General features: G+C 70.9%; 15 protein-coding genes and 1 tRNA gene. 10 read left to right on the forward strand and 6 right to left on the reverse strand.

Annotated elements, in window-relative coordinates; genetic code table 11:
• Positions 1–534, forward strand: coding sequence for a PadR family transcriptional regulator (locus tag FHS13_RS18125; RefSeq protein WP_184293124.1), 534 nt, complete (start codon positions 1–3; stop codon positions 532–534).
• Between the two features lie 18 nt (positions 535–552).
• On the opposite strand, the gene FHS13_RS18130 is transcribed toward FHS13_RS18125, so the two are convergent.
• Positions 553–1737, reverse strand: a complete 1185-nt coding sequence (locus FHS13_RS18130) for an ROK family transcriptional regulator (RefSeq protein WP_184293125.1) — start codon at positions 1735–1737, stop codon at positions 553–555.
• A 143-nt stretch (positions 1738–1880) separates the two neighbouring features.
• Here FHS13_RS18130 and FHS13_RS18135 point away from each other — a divergent pair, with 143 nt between their 5' ends.
• Both FHS13_RS18135 and FHS13_RS18140 read left to right on the forward strand, forming a co-directional pair.
• Complete coding sequence (locus tag FHS13_RS18135) at positions 1881–4337, forward strand: glycoside hydrolase family 2 protein (RefSeq protein ID WP_184293126.1); 2457 nt, start codon at positions 1881–1883, stop codon at positions 4335–4337.
• A gap of 6 nt (positions 4338–4343) precedes the next feature.
• Positions 4344–5201: a substrate-binding domain-containing protein gene (locus FHS13_RS18140; RefSeq protein ID WP_184293127.1), complete on the forward strand. Its 858-nt coding sequence runs from the start codon at positions 4344–4346 to the stop codon at positions 5199–5201.
• A 47-nt stretch (positions 5202–5248) separates the two neighbouring features.
• On the opposite strand, the gene FHS13_RS18145 is transcribed toward FHS13_RS18140, so the two are convergent.
• The 4 genes from FHS13_RS18145 to FHS13_RS18160 form a co-directional block, all read right to left on the reverse strand.
• Positions 5249–5336: transfer RNA gene (locus FHS13_RS18145), tRNA-Ser, on the reverse strand.
• A gap of 126 nt (positions 5337–5462) precedes the next feature.
• On the reverse strand, positions 5463–5936 hold the full coding sequence (gene tadA / locus FHS13_RS18150; RefSeq protein WP_343065076.1) for a tRNA adenosine(34) deaminase TadA: 474 nt from the start codon (positions 5934–5936) through the stop codon (positions 5463–5465).
• The gene (locus FHS13_RS18155; protein WP_184293128.1) at positions 5933–6418 is read right to left on the reverse strand and encodes a tRNA adenosine deaminase-associated protein; all 486 of its coding nucleotides are present in this window, start codon (positions 6416–6418) and stop codon (positions 5933–5935) included. The genes tadA and FHS13_RS18155 overlap by 4 nt, the downstream gene beginning before the upstream one ends.
• Before the next feature lie 42 nt (positions 6419–6460).
• The gene (locus FHS13_RS18160; RefSeq protein WP_184293129.1) at positions 6461–6958 is read right to left on the reverse strand and encodes a tRNA adenosine deaminase-associated protein; all 498 of its coding nucleotides are present in this window, start codon (positions 6956–6958) and stop codon (positions 6461–6463) included.
• Between the two features lie 283 nt (positions 6959–7241).
• On the opposite strand from FHS13_RS18160, the gene upp reads away from it, so the two are divergent.
• The 6 genes from upp (at position 7242) to abc-f (ending at position 12546) form a co-directional block, all read left to right on the forward strand.
• Positions 7242–7895: a uracil phosphoribosyltransferase gene (gene upp / locus FHS13_RS18165; RefSeq protein WP_184293130.1), complete on the forward strand. Its 654-nt coding sequence runs from the start codon at positions 7242–7244 to the stop codon at positions 7893–7895.
• A 392-nt stretch (positions 7896–8287) separates the two neighbouring features.
• Positions 8288–8521 carry a hypothetical protein gene (locus tag FHS13_RS18170; RefSeq protein WP_184293131.1) on the forward strand — a complete coding sequence of 78 codons (234 nt, stop codon included), beginning with the start codon at positions 8288–8290 and terminating at the stop codon, positions 8519–8521.
• Positions 8522–8869: 348 nt separating this feature from the next.
• Positions 8870–9034: a hypothetical protein gene (locus FHS13_RS18175; protein WP_184293132.1), complete on the forward strand. Its 165-nt coding sequence runs from the start codon at positions 8870–8872 to the stop codon at positions 9032–9034.
• An 8-nt stretch (positions 9035–9042) separates the two neighbouring features.
• Positions 9043–9552: a PH domain-containing protein gene (locus FHS13_RS18180; protein ID WP_184293133.1), complete on the forward strand. Its 510-nt coding sequence runs from the start codon at positions 9043–9045 to the stop codon at positions 9550–9552.
• Positions 9553–9864: 312 nt separating this feature from the next.
• The gene (locus FHS13_RS18185) at positions 9865–10095 is read left to right on the forward strand and encodes a hypothetical protein (RefSeq protein ID WP_184293134.1); all 231 of its coding nucleotides are present in this window, start codon (positions 9865–9867) and stop codon (positions 10093–10095) included.
• A 786-nt stretch (positions 10096–10881) separates the two neighbouring features.
• Complete coding sequence (gene abc-f / locus FHS13_RS18190) at positions 10882–12546, forward strand: ribosomal protection-like ABC-F family protein (protein ID WP_184293135.1); 1665 nt, start codon at positions 10882–10884, stop codon at positions 12544–12546.
• A 102-nt stretch (positions 12547–12648) separates the two neighbouring features.
• Here the strand turns inward: abc-f and dnaB are convergent, their stop codons facing one another.
• A complete protein-coding gene (gene dnaB, locus FHS13_RS18195; protein WP_184293136.1) occupies positions 12649–15738 on the reverse strand; it encodes a replicative DNA helicase in 3090 nt (1029 codons plus the stop codon).
• Between the two features lie 381 nt (positions 15739–16119).
• On the opposite strand from dnaB, the gene FHS13_RS18200 reads away from it, so the two are divergent.
• Positions 16120–17469, forward strand: coding sequence for an MATE family efflux transporter (locus FHS13_RS18200; protein WP_184293137.1), 1350 nt, complete (start codon positions 16120–16122; stop codon positions 17467–17469).
• Positions 17470–17488 lie beyond the last annotated feature (19 nt).

Genomic DNA, 17488 nt, shown 5'->3' on the forward strand with positions numbered 1-17488 from the left:
ATGTCACTGCCCCACGCCATCCTCACCGCGCTGCTGGAGAAACCGTCCTCGGGCCTCGAACTGACCCGACGCTTCGACCGGTCGATCGGGTACTTCTGGTCGGCCACCCACCAGCAGATCTACCGGGAGCTGGGGAAGCTGGAGGAGTCGGGCCTCATCCGGGCGCTGCCCTCGGAGGTGCCCGCACGCGGTCGGCGCAAGGAGTACGAGGTGCTGCCGGAGGGCCGCCGGGAGCTGTGCCGCTGGGTGGAGCGGCGCGAGGACCCGAAGGTGGGACGCGACCCGCTGCCGCTGCGCCTGCGTGCGGCGGGAGTGGTGGGCCTGCGGAACCTGGTGCCGGAGCTGGCCCGCCACCGGGACCTGCACCTGGCGCGGTTGCGGGAGTACGAGGAGTTCGAGAGGCGCGACTTCCCGGGCGGTGCGCTCACCGAACAGCAGCGGGTGCAGCTGCTCGTCCTGCGCGGCGGCATCGACATGGAGCGGGGCTGGGTCTCCTGGCTCACGCGGGCCGTCGACGAGCTCGGCGGAGGCTGACGGGACCGCGACCGCGGGTCAGGAGCCCGGGACCGCCTCGGAGATGTCGTCGGGCAGGTGCAGGCCCGGCGGGTGGAACGGGACGAGCCGGGACCGCAGCACCATCGCCGCCGCGCCGATGGCGGGGGCGGTGGAGGCCGAGGTGGACATGCGCACCCGGACGGGACGGCGGCCGCGCGCGGAGAGCGCCCGGCCGAGCTCGTGCTCTATCGCGGGCAGGTAGACCGGGGCCGCCACCGCCAGGCTGGAACCGGTGAGGACGATCAGCTCCGGGTCCATGAGGTTGGCGAGGGTGCGCACCGCCACCGCCAGGTGCCGGGCCGAGCGCTCCAGGAGGACGCGGGCCCCGGTCCGTCCCGCCCGGGCCGCGCGGACCACGGACGTGAACTGCGCGGCCACCGAGGGCCCCGACAGCTCCCCGCGCAGGACGGCGTCCTCACGGGCCGCCGCCACGACGGCCGCGGGTCCGGCCACGGCCTCGGCGCAGCCGCGGGCCCCGCACCAGCACACCGGGCCGTCGGGGTCCAGGCACACGTGGCCGATCTCGCCGGCACCGCCCGCCCCTTGGTAGGGGATGCCGTTGACCAGGACACCCGCGCCGATACCGGTGCCCATGTAGACGGTGGCGAAGACCGAGGCGCGGCCCGCCTCCCCCGACCAGTACTCGCCGAGGGCCGCGGCCGCCGCGTCCCGGCCGAGGACGACGGGCAGGCCGAGGGCGCGTTCGAGGTCTCCGGTGCCGGGGAGGGCGGTCCCCGGGGGAGCCACGACCCCGGCTCCGAGGACCCGGTCGCGGTCGACCCCCGCGCCCGCGACCAGGACACCGATCCGGTCGGCCGCCTCCGCGGCGGTGACGGAGGGCTCGGCGCGGCCCGCGCGGGTCAGGCGCGAGACCACCGCGCCGGTGAGGTCGGTGAGCACGTACGAGGTCCGGATCGGGTCCAGGTGGACACCCACGGCGTAGCGCGCGTCCCCGTTGAGGCGCAGCAGCACGCGCGGCTTGCCGCCGGTGGACTCGGCGCGCCCGGTCTCCACGACCAGCCCGTCCCGCAGGAGCCCCCGGACCACGTTGGAGATCGTCGCCGCCGTGAATCCGGTGGCGCGGACCAGGCCGGCCCGGCTGATGGTGCCCGCCGCCCGGATGACGTCGAGGATCGCCCCCCTGCTCGTCGCGTGGGTGGCGGCGCGCGCCGAACCGCTCAAGGGAACCTCCGCCGACTCGTGGCCGCACAGCGCGTACCAGCGTACCCACGAGGATAAGGGGCGTTGACTTAGTTTGTTCACTTAAGTAAGAATCTCGTGCCAAGGCGCACGGTGCGCCGGCCCCGCTTTCCGAGAGGCTGAGGATGATCCGCCACACCCTGCACGACGGCTGGCGCCTGACCGCCACCGCCGGCCCCGTCCCCGAGAACATCGCCGGCCGCGAGATCCCCGCCCAGGTCCCCGGCAGCACCCACACGGACCTGCTCGCCGCCGACCTGATCCCCGACCCGTACCTGGACACCGCCGAGACCGAGCTGGCCTGGATCCACCGCACGGACTGGCGCTACACCCTCGTCTTCGACGCCGAGGCCGCCGGCGGGGGCGAGCGCGTCGACCTGGCCTTCGACGGCCTGGACACCGTCGCGACCATCGAGCTCAACGGCCGGGAGCTGGGCCGCACCGCCAACATGCACCGCGGCCACCGGTTCGACGTGCGCGAGGCCCTGCGCACGGGCTCCAACGAGCTCACCGTCTCCTTCCGCTCCGCCCTGGAGCACGCCGAGGAGACCCGTGAGCGCCTCGGCGCCCGACCGCACGTCAACACCCACCCGTTCAACATGATCCGCAAGATGGCCTGCTCCTTCGGCTGGGACTGGGGGCCCGACCTCCAGACCGCCGGGATCTGGAAGCCCGTCCGCCTGGAGCGCTGGACCAAGGCCCGGCTCGCGCAGGTACGCACGCTCGTCACCGTCGGTGAGGACGGCACCGGCCGCGTCGAGGTCCACGCCGACATCGAGCGCGACGGCGGAGCCGAGCTGCTGCTGACCGCCGAGGTCGCCGGGCGCAGGGCCGAGGCCCGTGTCGACGGCGACAGCGGGACCGTCGTGGTGGAGGTGCCCGACGCGCGGCTGTGGTGGCCCGCGGGCCACGGCGAGCAGCCCCTCTACGACCTCTCCGTCTCCCTCACCGGCGGCGGCGCGATCCTGGACTCCGCCGAGCGCCGCATCGGTTTCCGCACCGTCGAGGTCGACACCACCCCCGACGAGCACGGCACGCCGTTCACCGTGACCGTCAACGACAAGCCGATCTTCGTCAAGGGCGCCAACTGGATCCCCGACGACCACTTCCTCACCCGCATCACCCGCGACCGCCTCGCCCGCCGCGTCGACCAGGCCCTGGGTGCCCACATGAACATGCTCCGCGTGTGGGGCGGGGGCATCTACGAGTCCGAGGACTTCTACGACGTCTGCGACGAGCGCGGTGTCCTCGTCTGGCAGGACTTCCTCCTGGCCTGCGCGGCCTACCCCGAGGAGGAACCGCTGTGGAGCGAGTTCGAGGCCGAGGCCCGCGAGAACGTCGCCCGCCTCAGCTCGCACGCCTCCCTCGCCCTGTGGAACGGCGGCAACGAGAACCTGTGGGGCCACGAGGACTGGGGCTGGAAGGAGCAGCTGGGCGACCTCACCTGGGGACACCGCTACTACACCGAGCTCTTCCCGTCCGTCGTCGCCGAACTCGACCCCACCCGCTTCTACTCCGACGGCAGCCCCTACTCACCGGGCCTGCCCGCCTCTGAGGTCCACCCCAACGACGAGGCGCACGGCACCCGCCACGAGTGGGTCGTGTGGAACCAGACCGACTACCGCGCCTACCAGGACCACGTCCCGCGGTTCTGCTCCGAGTTCGGCTTCCAGGGCCCACCCACCTGGTCCACCCTCACGGCGTGGGTGCACGACGAGCCGATGACCCCGACCTCGCCGGCCTTCCTGCTGCACCAGAAGGCCGAGGACGGCAACGGCAAGCTCGACCGCGGCTTCTCCGCCCACCTGCGCGCACCGCAGAACTTCGCGGACTGGCACTGGGCCACCCAGCTCAACCAGGCCCGCGCCGTGGCCTTCGGCGTCGAGCACTTCCGCTCCTGGTGGCCCCGCACCGCGGGTTCGCTGGTGTGGCAGCTCAACGACTGCTGGCCGGTCACCTCCTGGGCGGCCGTCGACGGCGACGAGCGCCCCAAGCCCCTGTGGTACGCGCTGCGGGACGCCTACGCCCCCCGCCTGCTCACCGTGCAGCCCCGCGACGGGAGACTCGTCCTCGTCGCGGTCAACGACACCGACGAGGAGTGGGCCGACGAGGTCCGGCTGGAGCGCACCACCTTCACCGGCGAGACCCTGCACACCGACACGGCGGCGCTCTCCGTCCCGCCGCGCGCGGTGGGCGAGTACGAGCTGCCCCGGGAACTGCTCGCGCCCGCCGACGACCGCAGGGAGGTGCTCACGGCGACCGCCTCCGGCGTCCGTACCGTGCGGCCCTTCCGCGAGGACCGCCACCTCGCCTACGACCCCGAGCCGCTGACCGCGAAGGTCACCGACACGCCCGACGGCTGCTCGGTGGAGGTCAGCGCCACCTCGTTCGCCCGCGACGTCTCCCTCCTGGTCGACCGGCTCGACCCCGGCGCCGAGGTCGACGACATGCTCGTCGACCTGCTCCCGGGAGAGCGGCACACCTTCACCGTGAGGTCCGGCACGAAGCTCGACCACGCCGCACTCACCTCCCGCGAGGTGCTGCGCACCGCCAATTCCCTGCACGGCTCCGGAGGGGAGTGAACGCCCGTGGGAAAACGCGAACCCGCCGGAGCGGTCGGGCTGGTCCTGGCCCGGCCGAGCCGCCTCCTGAGCGCGGAGCCGTTCTTCATGGAGTTCATCGCGGGGATCGAGGAACGGCTGGCCGAGCGCGACATGTCGGTCCTGCTCCAGCTGGTGACCACCGCCGAGGCGGAGGAGGAGGCCTACCGCCGCTGGGCGGAGAGCCGCCTGGTCGACGCCGTGGCCGTGGTCAACCCGGCCGTCGACGACACCCGTCCCGCCCTGCTGCGTGAGCTCCGGCTGCCCTTCGTGGTGGCCGGGGCCCACGAGGGCTCCGACGCCCCGGCGGTGTACACCGACAACACCGCCCCGGTCCGCGAGGTGCTGTCGCGGCTCCTGGAGCTGGGGCACCGGCGCATCGCCCGGGTGAGCGGTCCCGCGCAGCTGCTGCACACCCGCGCACGCACCGAGGCGCTCGCCGAGGGCTGCCGCGAGGCGGGGCTCCCCGCGCCGGTGGTCCTGGAGGGCGACTACTCCCGCGAGTCGGGCGCCCGGCGCACCGCCGAGCTGCTCGGACTCGACCACCCGCCCACGGCGGTCCTGTACGACAACGACGTGATGGCGGTGGCGGGGCTGGACACCGCTCGGGAGCTCGGCGTCGCCGTCCCCGGGCGGTTGAGCCTCATCGCCTGGGACGACTCGACGCTGTGCCGGCTGGCCTCGCCCACCCTCACCGCCATGAGCGTGGACGTCCACCGGTACGGCACCTCGGTCGCCGAGGCGGCCCTGGAGTGCGCCGACGGCCACCCCGCCACCGAGCGCTGGTCCCCCACCGCCCGCCTCGTCTCCCGCGGCAGCACGGGCCCCGCCCCGGCCGAGGGGTGACATCGGGACACGAAAAAGCCGCCCCCGGCGATGCCGGGGGCGGCTGGTGGCGGTGGAGGAGGGATTTGAACCCTCGAAGGGTTGCCCCTTACCCGCTTTCGAGGCGGGCGCCATCGGCCACTAGGCGACTCCACCGCGGACAACTCTACCGGATCCTGGGGAGTGCGGAAAACCGGCGGGGCGCCGAGGACGGATCCTGCGACCGCAGGCCGCCGGTCGGGGGCGGGAGCGGGCGGCGGAGGAAGGACTCCGGTCGGAGGGTCAGGGCCCCCGGCGCTCGGTGAAGAAGCGGGTGAGGAGGGCCGCGCACTCCTCGGCGACCTCGGTGCCGACCATGTCGGGCGGAACGACCTCCGGGCGGTGGTTGAGACGGGGGTCGCGGACCAGGTCCCACAGGGAACCGGCCGCACCCGCCTTGGCGTCGCGGGCGCCGTAGACGAGGCGGTCCACCCGCGAGAGCACGATCGCGCCCGCGCACATCACGCAGGGCTCGAGGGTGACCACCAGCGTGCAACCGGTCAGCCGCCATTCGCCGCGGACCACGGCGGCGGCGCGCAGGGCGAGCAGCTCGGCATGGGCGGTGGGATCGCCCCCGGCCTCGCGTGCGTTGTGGCCGCGGCCGATGACGGTGCCCGCGGGATCGAGCACGACGGCGCCCACAGGGACGTCACCGGTGGCCAGGGCCAGCTCGGCCTCGGCGACCGCCGTTCTCAGGGGGGTGTCGTAGGAGGTCACAGCCTCATGCTGTCGAGGAGGTCGCCGAAGCCGGCCCGTTCGGCCACGGCCGCGAGGACGTCGCTCGGCAGCACTCCGCTGCTGTCGTGGGACAGCGACCGCAGCTCGTCCGCGGTCACTCCCAGGTCGGTGAGCAGTCCGGCGTCACCGTCGGGCGAGGGGTCGGGGCGGGAGCCCGCCCCCTCCGCGGGGGGAGCTCCGGCCACTCCCGCCTCGGAGAGCACCTCGGCCAGGTGATGGTCCTCCACCACGCGGGCGTCGGACAGGAACACCCGGGGCTCACCGCCGTCGTCCGTGCGCACGATGGCGAACCACTCGTCGTCGACCTCCAGCAGGAGGACGGCGAGATCGCTTCCCGATTCGGCAGCGTGGTCGAGCATCAGGTCGGTGACGTCGTCGATGACGTTCACCTCCCCGAGCTCGACCTCGGCTCCACGCCACGCCTTCCCGTCGGGAGCGAAGACAGCTGCGAAGGTGGGCACCGCTTGCTCTCCTTGTTCTCCGGGGTGACTTCCCAGGTGTCCCTACCCCAGAGAGTCGAGGACACGCTGGAACGACTGTGCGAATCCCAGACGCTCGGAGACGCTGGCCAGCACCTCGTCCGGATACAGGTCGAGGTCGCCGGCGAGGGCACCGAGCTCCATCTCGTCCAGGCCGAGATCGGCGAGGATGGAGAGGTCGCCGGCGGGCAGCACCTGGTCCAGGTCGTCGTCGGGCAGGTCGATGTCCAGGTGGTCGAGGACGTCCCGGGCGACCTGCCACTCGACGGAGGCGGTGACGTCGGAGAGGAAGAGGGACACCTCGCCGCCGTACACCCGGACGAGGACGAAGAAGTCGTCGCCGACCGAGACCAGGCCGATGGAGCCGCTGATGCTCGGCTGCTGGCGCAGGGCGTGGATCAGGCCCTTGACGTCGTGCGCCAGGGCCACTGGGAGGAGGTCCACCTCCCAGTACTCCTCTTCCCGGTACGCGACGGCCGCGAAGTCACCGGAGTCGTCGTCACCATGATCGAGCACTGTCATCGCCACCCCAACCCGGCCGGTGTATCGGTGCGGACGAAGGAACCGCCCGTGCGAGTGACATGGTAACGATCACTCCGGTCCCGGTCCGCTTCAGTTCCGCACAACGCTCTCACGACTCCGGCTCGGCGTGCTCCACCGAGCTCCCCACGACGGGTGTGCGCCTCTCCCGCCCGTCCTCCGGACGCGGTCCGAGGCACCCGGCGGAGGATCCGGGCACGACTAGACTCTGCCTGGCCCAGCTCCCCAGCCACCGTCCGTTGTCCCAGCTCATCCGGAGACTGTCTTGGAAACCCTGGTCGTCGACCATCCCTTGGTCGCGCACAAGCTGACCACCCTGCGCGATGTGCAGACCGACTCGCCCACCTTCCGCCGACTGACCGACGAGCTGGTGACCCTGCTCGCCTACGAGGCGACCCGCGACGTGCGAGTGACGGACGTCACCGTCAGGACCCCGCTGACGGAGACCACCGGGACGCAGCTGAGCCGCCCCACCCCGCTGGTGGTGCCGATCCTGCGCGCCGGCCTGGGCATGCTCGACGGGATGACGCGCCTGCTCCCGACGGCCGAGGTGGGATTCCTGGGGATGGCCCGGGACGAGGAGACGCTCCAGCCCGCCACGTACGCCGACCGGCTGCCCCAGGACCTCTCGGGCCGCCAGTGCTACGTGCTCGACCCCATGCTGGCCACCGGGGGCACCCTGGCCGCCGCACTCAAGCTCCTGGTGGAGCGCGGCGCCGACCACATCACCGCGATCTGCCTTCTCGCGGCCCCCGAGGGCCTGGAGGCTCTCGAGCGGAAACTGTCCGAAACCCTGGAGCCGGACCACGGCGCGACCATGCGCGTGGTGACCGCGGCCGTGGACGAGCGGCTGGACGAGAACAGCTTCATCCTGCCCGGGCTCGGGGATGCCGGCGACCGCCTGTACGGCTGCACCTGATTCTCCCCCCTTCGCGACAGACGCCGGCGCCCGACTGGATCACCAGTCGGGCGCTTTTTCGGCTCATTTCAGCACAGAGTGAATGAACGTCCGAAAAGCGGGCATGCATCTACAGTGGCGATATCATCACCCCAGGTGGTAGCCCGAGATGGACCACTGATCGGCATTATCCGAATTCATTTCGAGATGAGAACGTAACCGACAGCAGTGATCATGGTTCATGACGGCCCGTAACAGGGCAGAGATCTCAGACCGAAACCAACCCCGCGGTTCACCGACACCGAATCCCCACACCCACCCCCGGTGCGGTCGTCCGGAGAACCGGCAGGAATCACCGAACGCCCTTGACCGGGCACCCTGCGCCACCACCCCTGCGACCTCCAAGGAGCGAGATGCCCGAGACCACGTCCTCCTCGACCATCGCCGATCCCCGCTTCTCCCCGGTCGTCGAGCGACTGACGTCGGAGTTCGCCGCGGTGCACCACGAGGCCACCGTGGCCCGGTGCGTGGACGCGGCCAGGCACGGCGCCCTGGAGGTCACCGGTCGCGCCACCCCCGACCTGGTGGAGCGGATCGCCCGCCAGCACCTCCAGGTGCTCGCGATGGCTTTTGCCGAACGCCGCTGACGGACGGGCACCCGGACACCGTGCCTGTTCAGTTTTTCTGAATTCGACCTGTACAGAGCTCGATTTTCGGCCTGTCCGACACTTTCTTCGGCGTTTCGGTTCCCACCCCTTCCCCAGGACACCCCGACACCGGCCCCCAACCACCCTGACCTGCGCTCGGGGATATCCGTATTGCAATCACCAAACGCTGTGGCACCAACAGCAACGGAACCGGACACAACCCGCAAGCACGGAAGTCCCGACATACCGCCACGCCGGAAGTACCTGGCAGGCTTTACGGGGCAGCATTCCCAATGCGACAATCACTCTTGGGTTGGTGGGTCAGGTGGATTCCCAGAGGAGTCAGTCGTGGCGAAGTTGAAGAAATGGGGCGGCTACGCGCTCATCGGGTTCGTGGCGTTCTATCTGCTCACGCAACCCGAGAGCGCGGCAGGCGTGATCCAGAGTGCGCTGGGCGGCCTGGTCGGCGGTGCGGAATCGATGTCCCGCTTCGTCAACGCCCTGCTGCCGTAGGCGGACACATGCGGCTCGTGGCCTCGAGTAACAGCGCTCCGGCGTCGGTCAACCGCTACCTGCTCCCGCACGAGCAGGACGTGGTGACCATCCGCCGGCATCCCGCGATCCTGATCGGCCCGGTGGGTGCGGTCCTCGGGGCACTGATCCTCGCGGGAATCCTCAGCAACACCCAGATCGCGGATACCGCCGCGGCGGTGGCCATCATCTGGTGGCTCTGGCTGCTGGTGCTGGTGTGGTTCGTGTGGAAGGTCGCGGAGTGGTCGGTCGACTACTTCGTCATCACCTCCGCCCGGCTGCTGCTGACGACCGGACTGATCACCCGCCAGGTCAACATGATGCCGCTCGGCAAGGTCACCGACATGAGGTTCGAGCGCACCCTCCTGGGGCGCTTCCTCGGCTACGGAACCTTCGTGATGGAGTCGGCCGGTCAGGACCAGGCCCTGAGCAAGATCGACTTCATCCCCTATCCCGAACAGCTCTACCTGGAGGTCGTGGGGCTCATCTTCAAGGAGTAGCCCTCCCTGCCTCCGACGGAGAGCACCCGCCCCCGGGCGGGTGCTCTCCGTTTTCCCGTCTGTCCCGCCACCTCCACCGGCCCCGGATTCCCCGCTCGTTCACCTTCTGTTCACCTTGCTCCCGAGCCACTCGCCGCGCGTCCCCCGGCCCGGGCGAGCCCCACGCCTCCGACCCCGCCTTCTCCTGGGGTTTCAACCGGCCCTCCGGGGGCAGCTGAGCACCCATGCACCGAACCGCGTCACGGCGAGGTTTGACTTCAAGGTGAACATAGGGTTAACTCATATCATCTGATAAGGAAACGAGGAGGGCACATGGCACACCACATCGAGCGTGCGGTGCATCCCACTCGCTCCCCCCAGGCCGGCCGGACCGTCCGCACCCCCGAAGAGGCCCTTCGCCTCTCCGGCGTGGCGGCGGAGCCCGTGCACGTTCCCCGGCCCCGCGAGGACGCCGACACCATCAGCTCTCAGCACCCGATCATGCACTGGGTGCTGGTCACCGACGAGAACGGGCGCACGCGACCCGAGGCTCGCTGGCTCTAGGCCGCGACTTCTCGCGATCTCCGGCGGAGCCGAGAATCTGCGAGCAGCGGTTCAGGCGTCTCCGCGCAGGGCGCGGCGTCTTCCTGGCCCGCTGTACGAGAGTCCCGCTCCGCGAGGAGCGTCCGCCCACGACGTGCCACCCGCGGCACGCCCTCGCCGAACGGTTCGGTGAGGAGTCCCGGACGACCGAGCAACCGAGGGGCCGCCCCACCAGGGGCGGCCCCTCACGCATGTCCTGGCCATGTCGACAAATCGGCTTGACGATAAAGGGATATAAGGGCCAACCGATAAGTGCCCTGCCGCTCCCGCCCCAGCCGCACCGCCCGAAAGGGCGGACCAGCGGCGGACGGCAGCATCCCCTTCAGGGACCCGGCCTCCCCGTACCGCACCACCACGGTGCGGGAACACCCCCGCCACCCGCCCCCGGCGGCCAGGGGGCCTGACTTTCCGGTCACCGTGCCAGAACATGTGCGCCGACCGCCCGGGGCGCTTGACACCACGTGAGACGGAACGTATCGTCTCGCTCATGAGGCTCTACTTCTTCCTGTGAATCCCGCGCTCCGCACCCGCGTCGAGTTCCGCGCCGCACGTACGTGCCGCGCCGCTCCGCGGGTACTCTCCGCCGCGGTCGATCCGGAAGGGGCCTCGCGCGGGAGCGTGCACATCCGTGCCGCTCCCCGACGGCAGTCCGCAACCTCGCATTCCTGTGTCCGCAAGGACCGTTCCGAGGTGCCCTCTCCGGACAACCGCGGCCCACCACCCCCTTTCAGAGACAGGAGGCCGCGCATGAGCACCGCCCGACCGCTTTCCCGTTCCCAGATCACCCTGGCCGAGGTCACCAAGCGCTACGGGGACCGCACCGTCCTCGACCGCGTCACTTTCACCATCGGCCCCGGCGAACGCGTCGGCATCATCGGCGACAACGGCTCGGGCAAGAGCACGCTGCTGCGCCTGCTCGCCGGCGAGGAGAAGGCCGACAACGGAGATGTCCTGGTCCGAGCCCCCGGTGGTATCGGCCACCTGCCCCAGACCCTGGAACACGTCGGTGTCGCGACCGGGACCGTGGGCGACGCCATCGACGACGCGCTGTACGACCTGAGGGAGCTGGAGGAGCGGATCCGCACCGCCGAGGCCTGCCTCGGCACCGCCCGCCCCGACCAGCTGAACGCCTACGGGGACCTGCTGTCCGAGTTCGAGGCCCGGGGCGGATACGACGCCGACGCCCGGGTGGAGGCCGGGCTGTACGCGCTCGGCCTGCCCGGCCTCGACCGGTCCCGTCCGCTCCACACACTCTCGGGCGGCGAGCGCTCACGCCTTGCCCTGGCATCGGTGCTGGCCGCCTCGCCCGAACTGCTCCTGCTCGACGAACCCACCAACGACCTGGACGACCGGGCCGTCGCCTGGCTGGAGGAGCGCCTGCGCGGCCACCGCGGCACGGTCGTGGCCGTCACACACGACCGCGCGTTCCTGGCCGCGGTGACCGACACCGTTCTCGAGGTCGACCGCGACCTGCACCGGGTCCACCGGTACGGCAACGGCTACGACGGCTTCCTCGCGGCCAAGGCCGCCGAGCGCACCCGTTGGATCAGGGAGTACGACGCATGGTGCCGGGAGAGGGAGCGCTCGCGCAGGCTCGCCGAGAACAACGTCCGGCGTCTGGAGGCCGTTCCCCGCAAGATGGAGAAGGCCATTTTCGGGTCGGGAGCCTTCCGGGCCCGGGGGCGGGCGCACGGAGCGATGAGCCGGATCCGCCAGGCCAAGGAAAGGCTGGAACGGCTCACCGCCGATCCGGTCCCTCCCCCGCCGGTACCGCTGCGGATGACCGCGGCCTTCCACGGGGAGGAGCGGACGGAAGGGAACGTGTCCGCCGCGGAGCTGGAGGGGGTGCGTGTCGGCGGTCGGCTCGACGTTCCCGCGCTGCGCATCGCCCCGGGAGAGCGCGTGGTGGTCACGGGTCCCAACGGCGCCGGCAAGACGACGCTCCTGCGCGTCCTCGCCGGTGAACTGGCCCCCGACACGGGCCGTGTGTCCGTACCCGTCCGGGTCGGCCACCTGCGCCAGGAGGACGGCGACGCACCCGCCGGGCGGACCGTGCTCCAGGCCTACGCCGCCGGGCGCCTCGAGCCGGCCGAGGAGTACCGGGACGAGCTCGCTTCATTGGGACTGTTCCGGCCCGGAGAACTGGACCAGCCTGTGGCCCACCTTTCGGTCGGCCAGCGGCGGCGTATCGAGGTCGCCCGGCTGACCTCGGGTGTGTACGGACTGCTCCTGCTGGACGAGCCGACCAACCACCTCGCCCCCGGGCTCATCGAAGAGATGGAGGAAGCGTTGTCGCACTACACCGGAGCCGTGGTGATCGTGACCCACGACCGGACGATGCGGCGCCGCCTTTCCGGCCGCCGCCTGGCGATGCACGGAGGCCGTCTGGTCGACGTCATGAACATGAAGTGATTTGTCGACAAGTCGACATGACCGCAAAGCGCCAGAGAAGCCGACCGAAAATGTCCGAATGCAGCGCATCCGCCGGGTGCTTCCGCACCCGGCGGGCGTGCTTTATCCGGGTGCCATGTCGACGAAGCGGCTGTAGTGCCCCTGGAAGGCCACCGTGACGTCGGCGGTGGGACCGTTGCGGTGCTTGGCGAGAATCAGGTCCGCCTCACCGGCGCGCGGCGACTCCTTGTCGTGCACGTCCTCGCGGTAGAGCAGGATGACCATGTCGGCGTCCTGCTCGATGGAGTTGTGGACACTGATCCCGTTGGCCACGAAGTTGTGGGTCCCGGGCACGGTCGCGTCGAAGACCTCCTGATCCCCGAGGGGCTCGATCTCCGCGATCTCGTCCCAGAAGACATCGTTGGTGGCCACCAGGTCGAGTTCGGCGTCATCCAGGACCCGGGCCACACGCACCAGCACGTCCTTGTCCGCGACCGCGGTACGCACTCTCTCCCGAACCTCAAGGGGAACGGTGTCCGTGGTCGTGCAGGCCGTGCTCTCGGCAAGGCCGGTGCCGCAGCTTCTCGGGCTCACCGCGCGGGCTCCGTGGTGTCCCACGGCCCCGGACTCCGGCCACGGTTCTGTCTCCCGGGGCTCCGGCACGTGCCTGGGGACGGCGACCCTGTCGCCGGGTTCCAGCTTCTCCAGGGCGCGCCAGCCGTCGAGGGCGAGGAAGGGATGGTTCCCCGAGGCCGTGACCTCCTTTCCCGACCGGAGGCGGAGCCGGAAGACCTGCTTCACCCCGCTGGAGAAGACATGGGTCATGGTCCGGGGCACGAGGCGGAGCTTGTCGTCCAGGGACCACACGGGGATGTCCCTCTCCCCTGCCTCGTACAGCTCTCCCAACGTGGTCTCGGCACCGGTGTCGGCCCGCAGCACGCGGGTGTCGGCCGTCAGGCAGCCCGACTCCCGCAGGTCCGACACCTGGGGGCGTTTGTCGGTGCGCTGTTCGGGGCCTCGGTTGAGCTGGGAGAGCGCCACCACCGGTACCTCGAGCTCCTTGGCCAGGAGCTTGAGCGACCGGGACATCTCCGAGACCTCCTGCTGGCGGCTCTCCACCCGACCGGGCGAACTCATCAGCTGGAGGTAGTCGACGATGACCAGCTTGAGGTCGTGCTGCTGCTTGAGTCTTCGGCACTTGGCCCGGATCTCCATCATCGACATGTTGGGCGAGTCGTCGATGAACAGCGGAGCGTTGGCCACCTCGCCCATCCGCCGGGCCAGCCGCGCCCAGTCGTCGTCGGTCATCAGACCCGAGCGCATGGTGTGCAGCGGTACCCGCGCCTCCGCCGACAGCAGGCGCATGACGATCTCGTTGCGCCCCATCTCCAGACTGAAGAAGACCGACGTCATGTCGTTCTTGATCGACGCCGCACGGGCGAAGTCCAAGGCCAGGGTCGAGTTGTGGGTGGGCACCATGGAACGGGTCGCGAGGAACAGGTGGCCCGGATGGTCCACCTGCACACAGCGGACCGGAACGCTCTCGACCGGGCGGACAGCGGTGATGAAGCGGGAACCGGTTCTCCTGCGGCTGCGGCCCGCGCTCCGCTCCTCGTGCGCTCCGCGCCCGAGGTCGGGCCCGAACATCTCCTGCTCCGGCTCGAAGGTGACCGTGTAGCGGGTGGAGGGCGCCTCGGGCCGGCCCGCCGGCCGCCTCGTCGACATGTCGGTGCGGTACCCCAGGCTGTGCACCAGCTCCCGGAAGCCGTTCGCCAGACGTTCGTCGGCCACCTCGAACCGGACCGACCCGTCGGCGTCCACCGTTCCGCCGGTGTCCAGCAAGCCGGCCAGGAGCTTCCTGCGCTGTTCCGCCGAGCCGCGCAGACAGGCCGGAGGAATGTGCTTGTCCCCCAGCACCCCGAGCGTACGCAGCAGGGCCCGGACACCGCCGTGGCGGCCTGTGCGCTCCCGCGCGTCGTTCCCGGGCTCCTCCTGGGGGAGGAAGACACTGTGAGCGGCGCGGTCGGTACCGACGGGCTTGACCACCAGTCCCTCGGACTCGATGCCGAGCAGGACCTCGGGGTCCGTGGTCGTGATCCGGGCCTCTCCGGCGTCCCCGGCACCGAGCCAGGCACCCAGGAAGTAGGGCGGCAGGAGGAGATCCTGTTCGGGCAGGTCCAGCGGCTCGGTGGTGGGTACCCAGTGGTTCGGCCCGTGGTCGGCCCCGGGCGTGCTCAGGGTACGGGCGATCTCGCTCGTGGTACGCATCTCGGGAAGGCAGGGGGCTCCGCCATGAGTCCCCGCCTCCTGCCCGGCCCGCCGCGAGGCCCTCGTGTGGGTCGGCCACCGGTGCTCCGCGTCGGCGACGACGGTGGTGCCGTCGTCGAAGGTGATCTCGTAGCAGGGGCGCCCGGTCATCACCTCGGTGGCGGCCACCACCCGGGTCGGGGTCCCGTCCGCGGCGAGCAGTTCGCTGCCGACCTCCACCTCTCCCATCGTGGTCCAGCCCTGAGGGGTGGGCAGCGGTGTGTCCAGGGCGAGGGCCTTTCCGACAGCGGGTCGGGCGGCGATGATGATCATCTGGCCGGGGTGGAGGCCGTTGGTGAGGGCGTCGAAGTCGGCGAAGCCGGTGGGAACGCCCGTGAGGGTTCCGTCGTGGGTGGAGATGGCCTCGATCTCGTCCAGGGCGCCCGGCATGATGTCGGAGAGGGGGAGGTAGTCCTCTCCGGTGCGCTTCTCGGCGACCTTGTAGATCTCTGCCTGGGCGATGTCGACGAGGTCGTCCACCTCCCCGTCGCCCGAGTAGCCGATCTGGGCGATGCGGGTGCCGACCTCCACGAGGCGGCGCAGAACGGCCCGGTCGGAGACGATCTTGGCGTAGTAGCCCGCGTTGGCCGCGGTGGGGATGGACTCGGTGAGGGTGTGGAGGTAGAGGGCACCGCCCGCCCGGGTGGCCTCGCCGCGCTTGGTCAGCTCGGCGTTGACCGAGATGACGTCGACGGGTTCGCCCCGGGAGAAGAGGTCGACGACCGCGTCGTAGATGATCTGGTGGGCCGGCCGGTAGAAGTCGGCGGACCGGACGATCTCCACGACCTGCGTGATGGCGTCCTTGGAGAGGAGCATGCCGCCCAGCACGCTCTGCTCCGCCTGGATGTCGTGGGGCGGTGTGCGCTCGTATCCGACCTCTTCGGGTGGCTCTTCGGCGACACTCACGAACAATCTCCCTGGACCGTGCTCCGTGTCGGCCCAGGCGTGGACCGACCTTTCCAGGATGCCCCATGGCAGGTGCCCGACCGGCCGGGGGCGGACGGGCTGTGGATCACGCACCGACGCCGGAACACGGGTTTCGGACGGGCTTTTACCACTCGCCGGAGGTCTTTGCAGGGCAGAGGGACCACAAGTTGTACACATCACCTGTGGATAACTTTCACGCAACCTGTGGATATATGGCCTGACCTGCGAAGACAACCCTTGCGACAGGTGCGTGCGGGATGCCTCACAGGGCCCGCCAGACCGAGTTATCCACAGGCTTTCAGGGGCCTGTGGATAACTTCACACGCCCTGTGGACGCCTGTCCGATACGGTGACCTCGACATGCGCAGACTTCTCTCCGCCGCCCCGTTCCGGCACCGCCACGACCGCGAGATCCTCGCGCTGGCGGTGCCGAGCTTCTTCGCGCTCGTCAGCGAACCGCTCTTCCTGCTGACCGACTCCGCGATCGTGGGCACCCTCGGCACCCACGCGCTCGGCGGCCTCGGCGTGGCCGGGCAGGTCCTGCTCACCCTGGCCGCCGTCTGCATCTTCCTCGCCTACGGAACCACCGCCGCGGTCGCCCGCAGGTTCGGAGCCGGTGACATCGCGGGAGGCATCCGCGACGGTGTCGACGGTCTCTGGCTCGCCGCCGTCCTCGGGGCCGCCGCGATCGCGATCGGCTGGCCCCTGGGACCCGCGATGGTGGAGGTCCTCGGCGCCTCGTCCGACGTGGCACCCTACGCCGTGGCCTACCTGCGCGTCAGCCTCCTGAGCACGCCCTTCCTCCTCGTCGTCATGGCGGGCACCGGAGTGCTGCGCGGTCTCCAGGACGCCCGCACGCCCCTGGTCGTGGCGGTCGCCTCCTTCGCCGGCAACGCCGTCCTGTGCGCGCTGTTCGTCCTGGTGCTCGACTGGGGTATCACCGGTTCGGCGTGGGCGACGGTGGCCGCACAGGGCGGCGGAGCGTTCTGGTACATCGCGGTGATCATCCGCCGGGCCCGGGCCGAGGGCGTGTCCCTCGCCCCCAGCGCCGCGGGCCTGCGCGCGTCGGCATCGGCGGGGTTCGCCCTGTTCCTTCGCAGCGTCTCGATGCGTGTGGTGGCTCTGGTGACCACGGCCGTAGCCGCCCGCCTGGGTGACGCCCCGATCGCCGCACACCAGGTCAGCAACAACATCTGGGCCCTGCTGGTGTTCGCCATGGACGCGATCGCCATCGCCGGGCAGGCCATCGTCGGCCGCTACCTGGGCGCGGGCGACGCCCGGGGGGCACGGGAGTCCACACGCCGCATGGTCGAGTGGGGCGTGGGCCTCGGGTTCGTGTTCACCGTGCTGGTGCTGGCGGTGCTGCCGTGGGCGTGGGTCCCCTTCACCTCCGACCCGCAGGTGCGCCTGCTCATCACGGCGTCCCTGGTCGTGGTCGCCCTGCTGCAACCGCTGAGCGGGGTGACCATGGTCCTGGACGGGGTGCTCATGGGCGCCGGGGACCAGCGCTACCTCGCCTGGGCCTCCCTGTGGACGATGCTGGTCTTCCTGCCGTTCGCCGTGGCCCTGCCCGCCCTCGCGAACTCCGCGATGTGGGGACTGGTCGGTCTGTGGGCCGCCTTCGGCGTGTGGATCCTGGCACGGGCCGTCGCACTGGGCGTCCGGGCCCGGGGAAGCGCCTGGCTCGTCACCGGGGCGATCCGCAGCTGAGCGGCGCCTCGGCCGGGAG

This window comes from Nocardiopsis algeriensis (assembly GCF_014203695.1).
Classification (GTDB): domain Bacteria; phylum Actinomycetota; class Actinomycetes; order Streptosporangiales; family Streptosporangiaceae; genus Nocardiopsis; species Nocardiopsis algeriensis.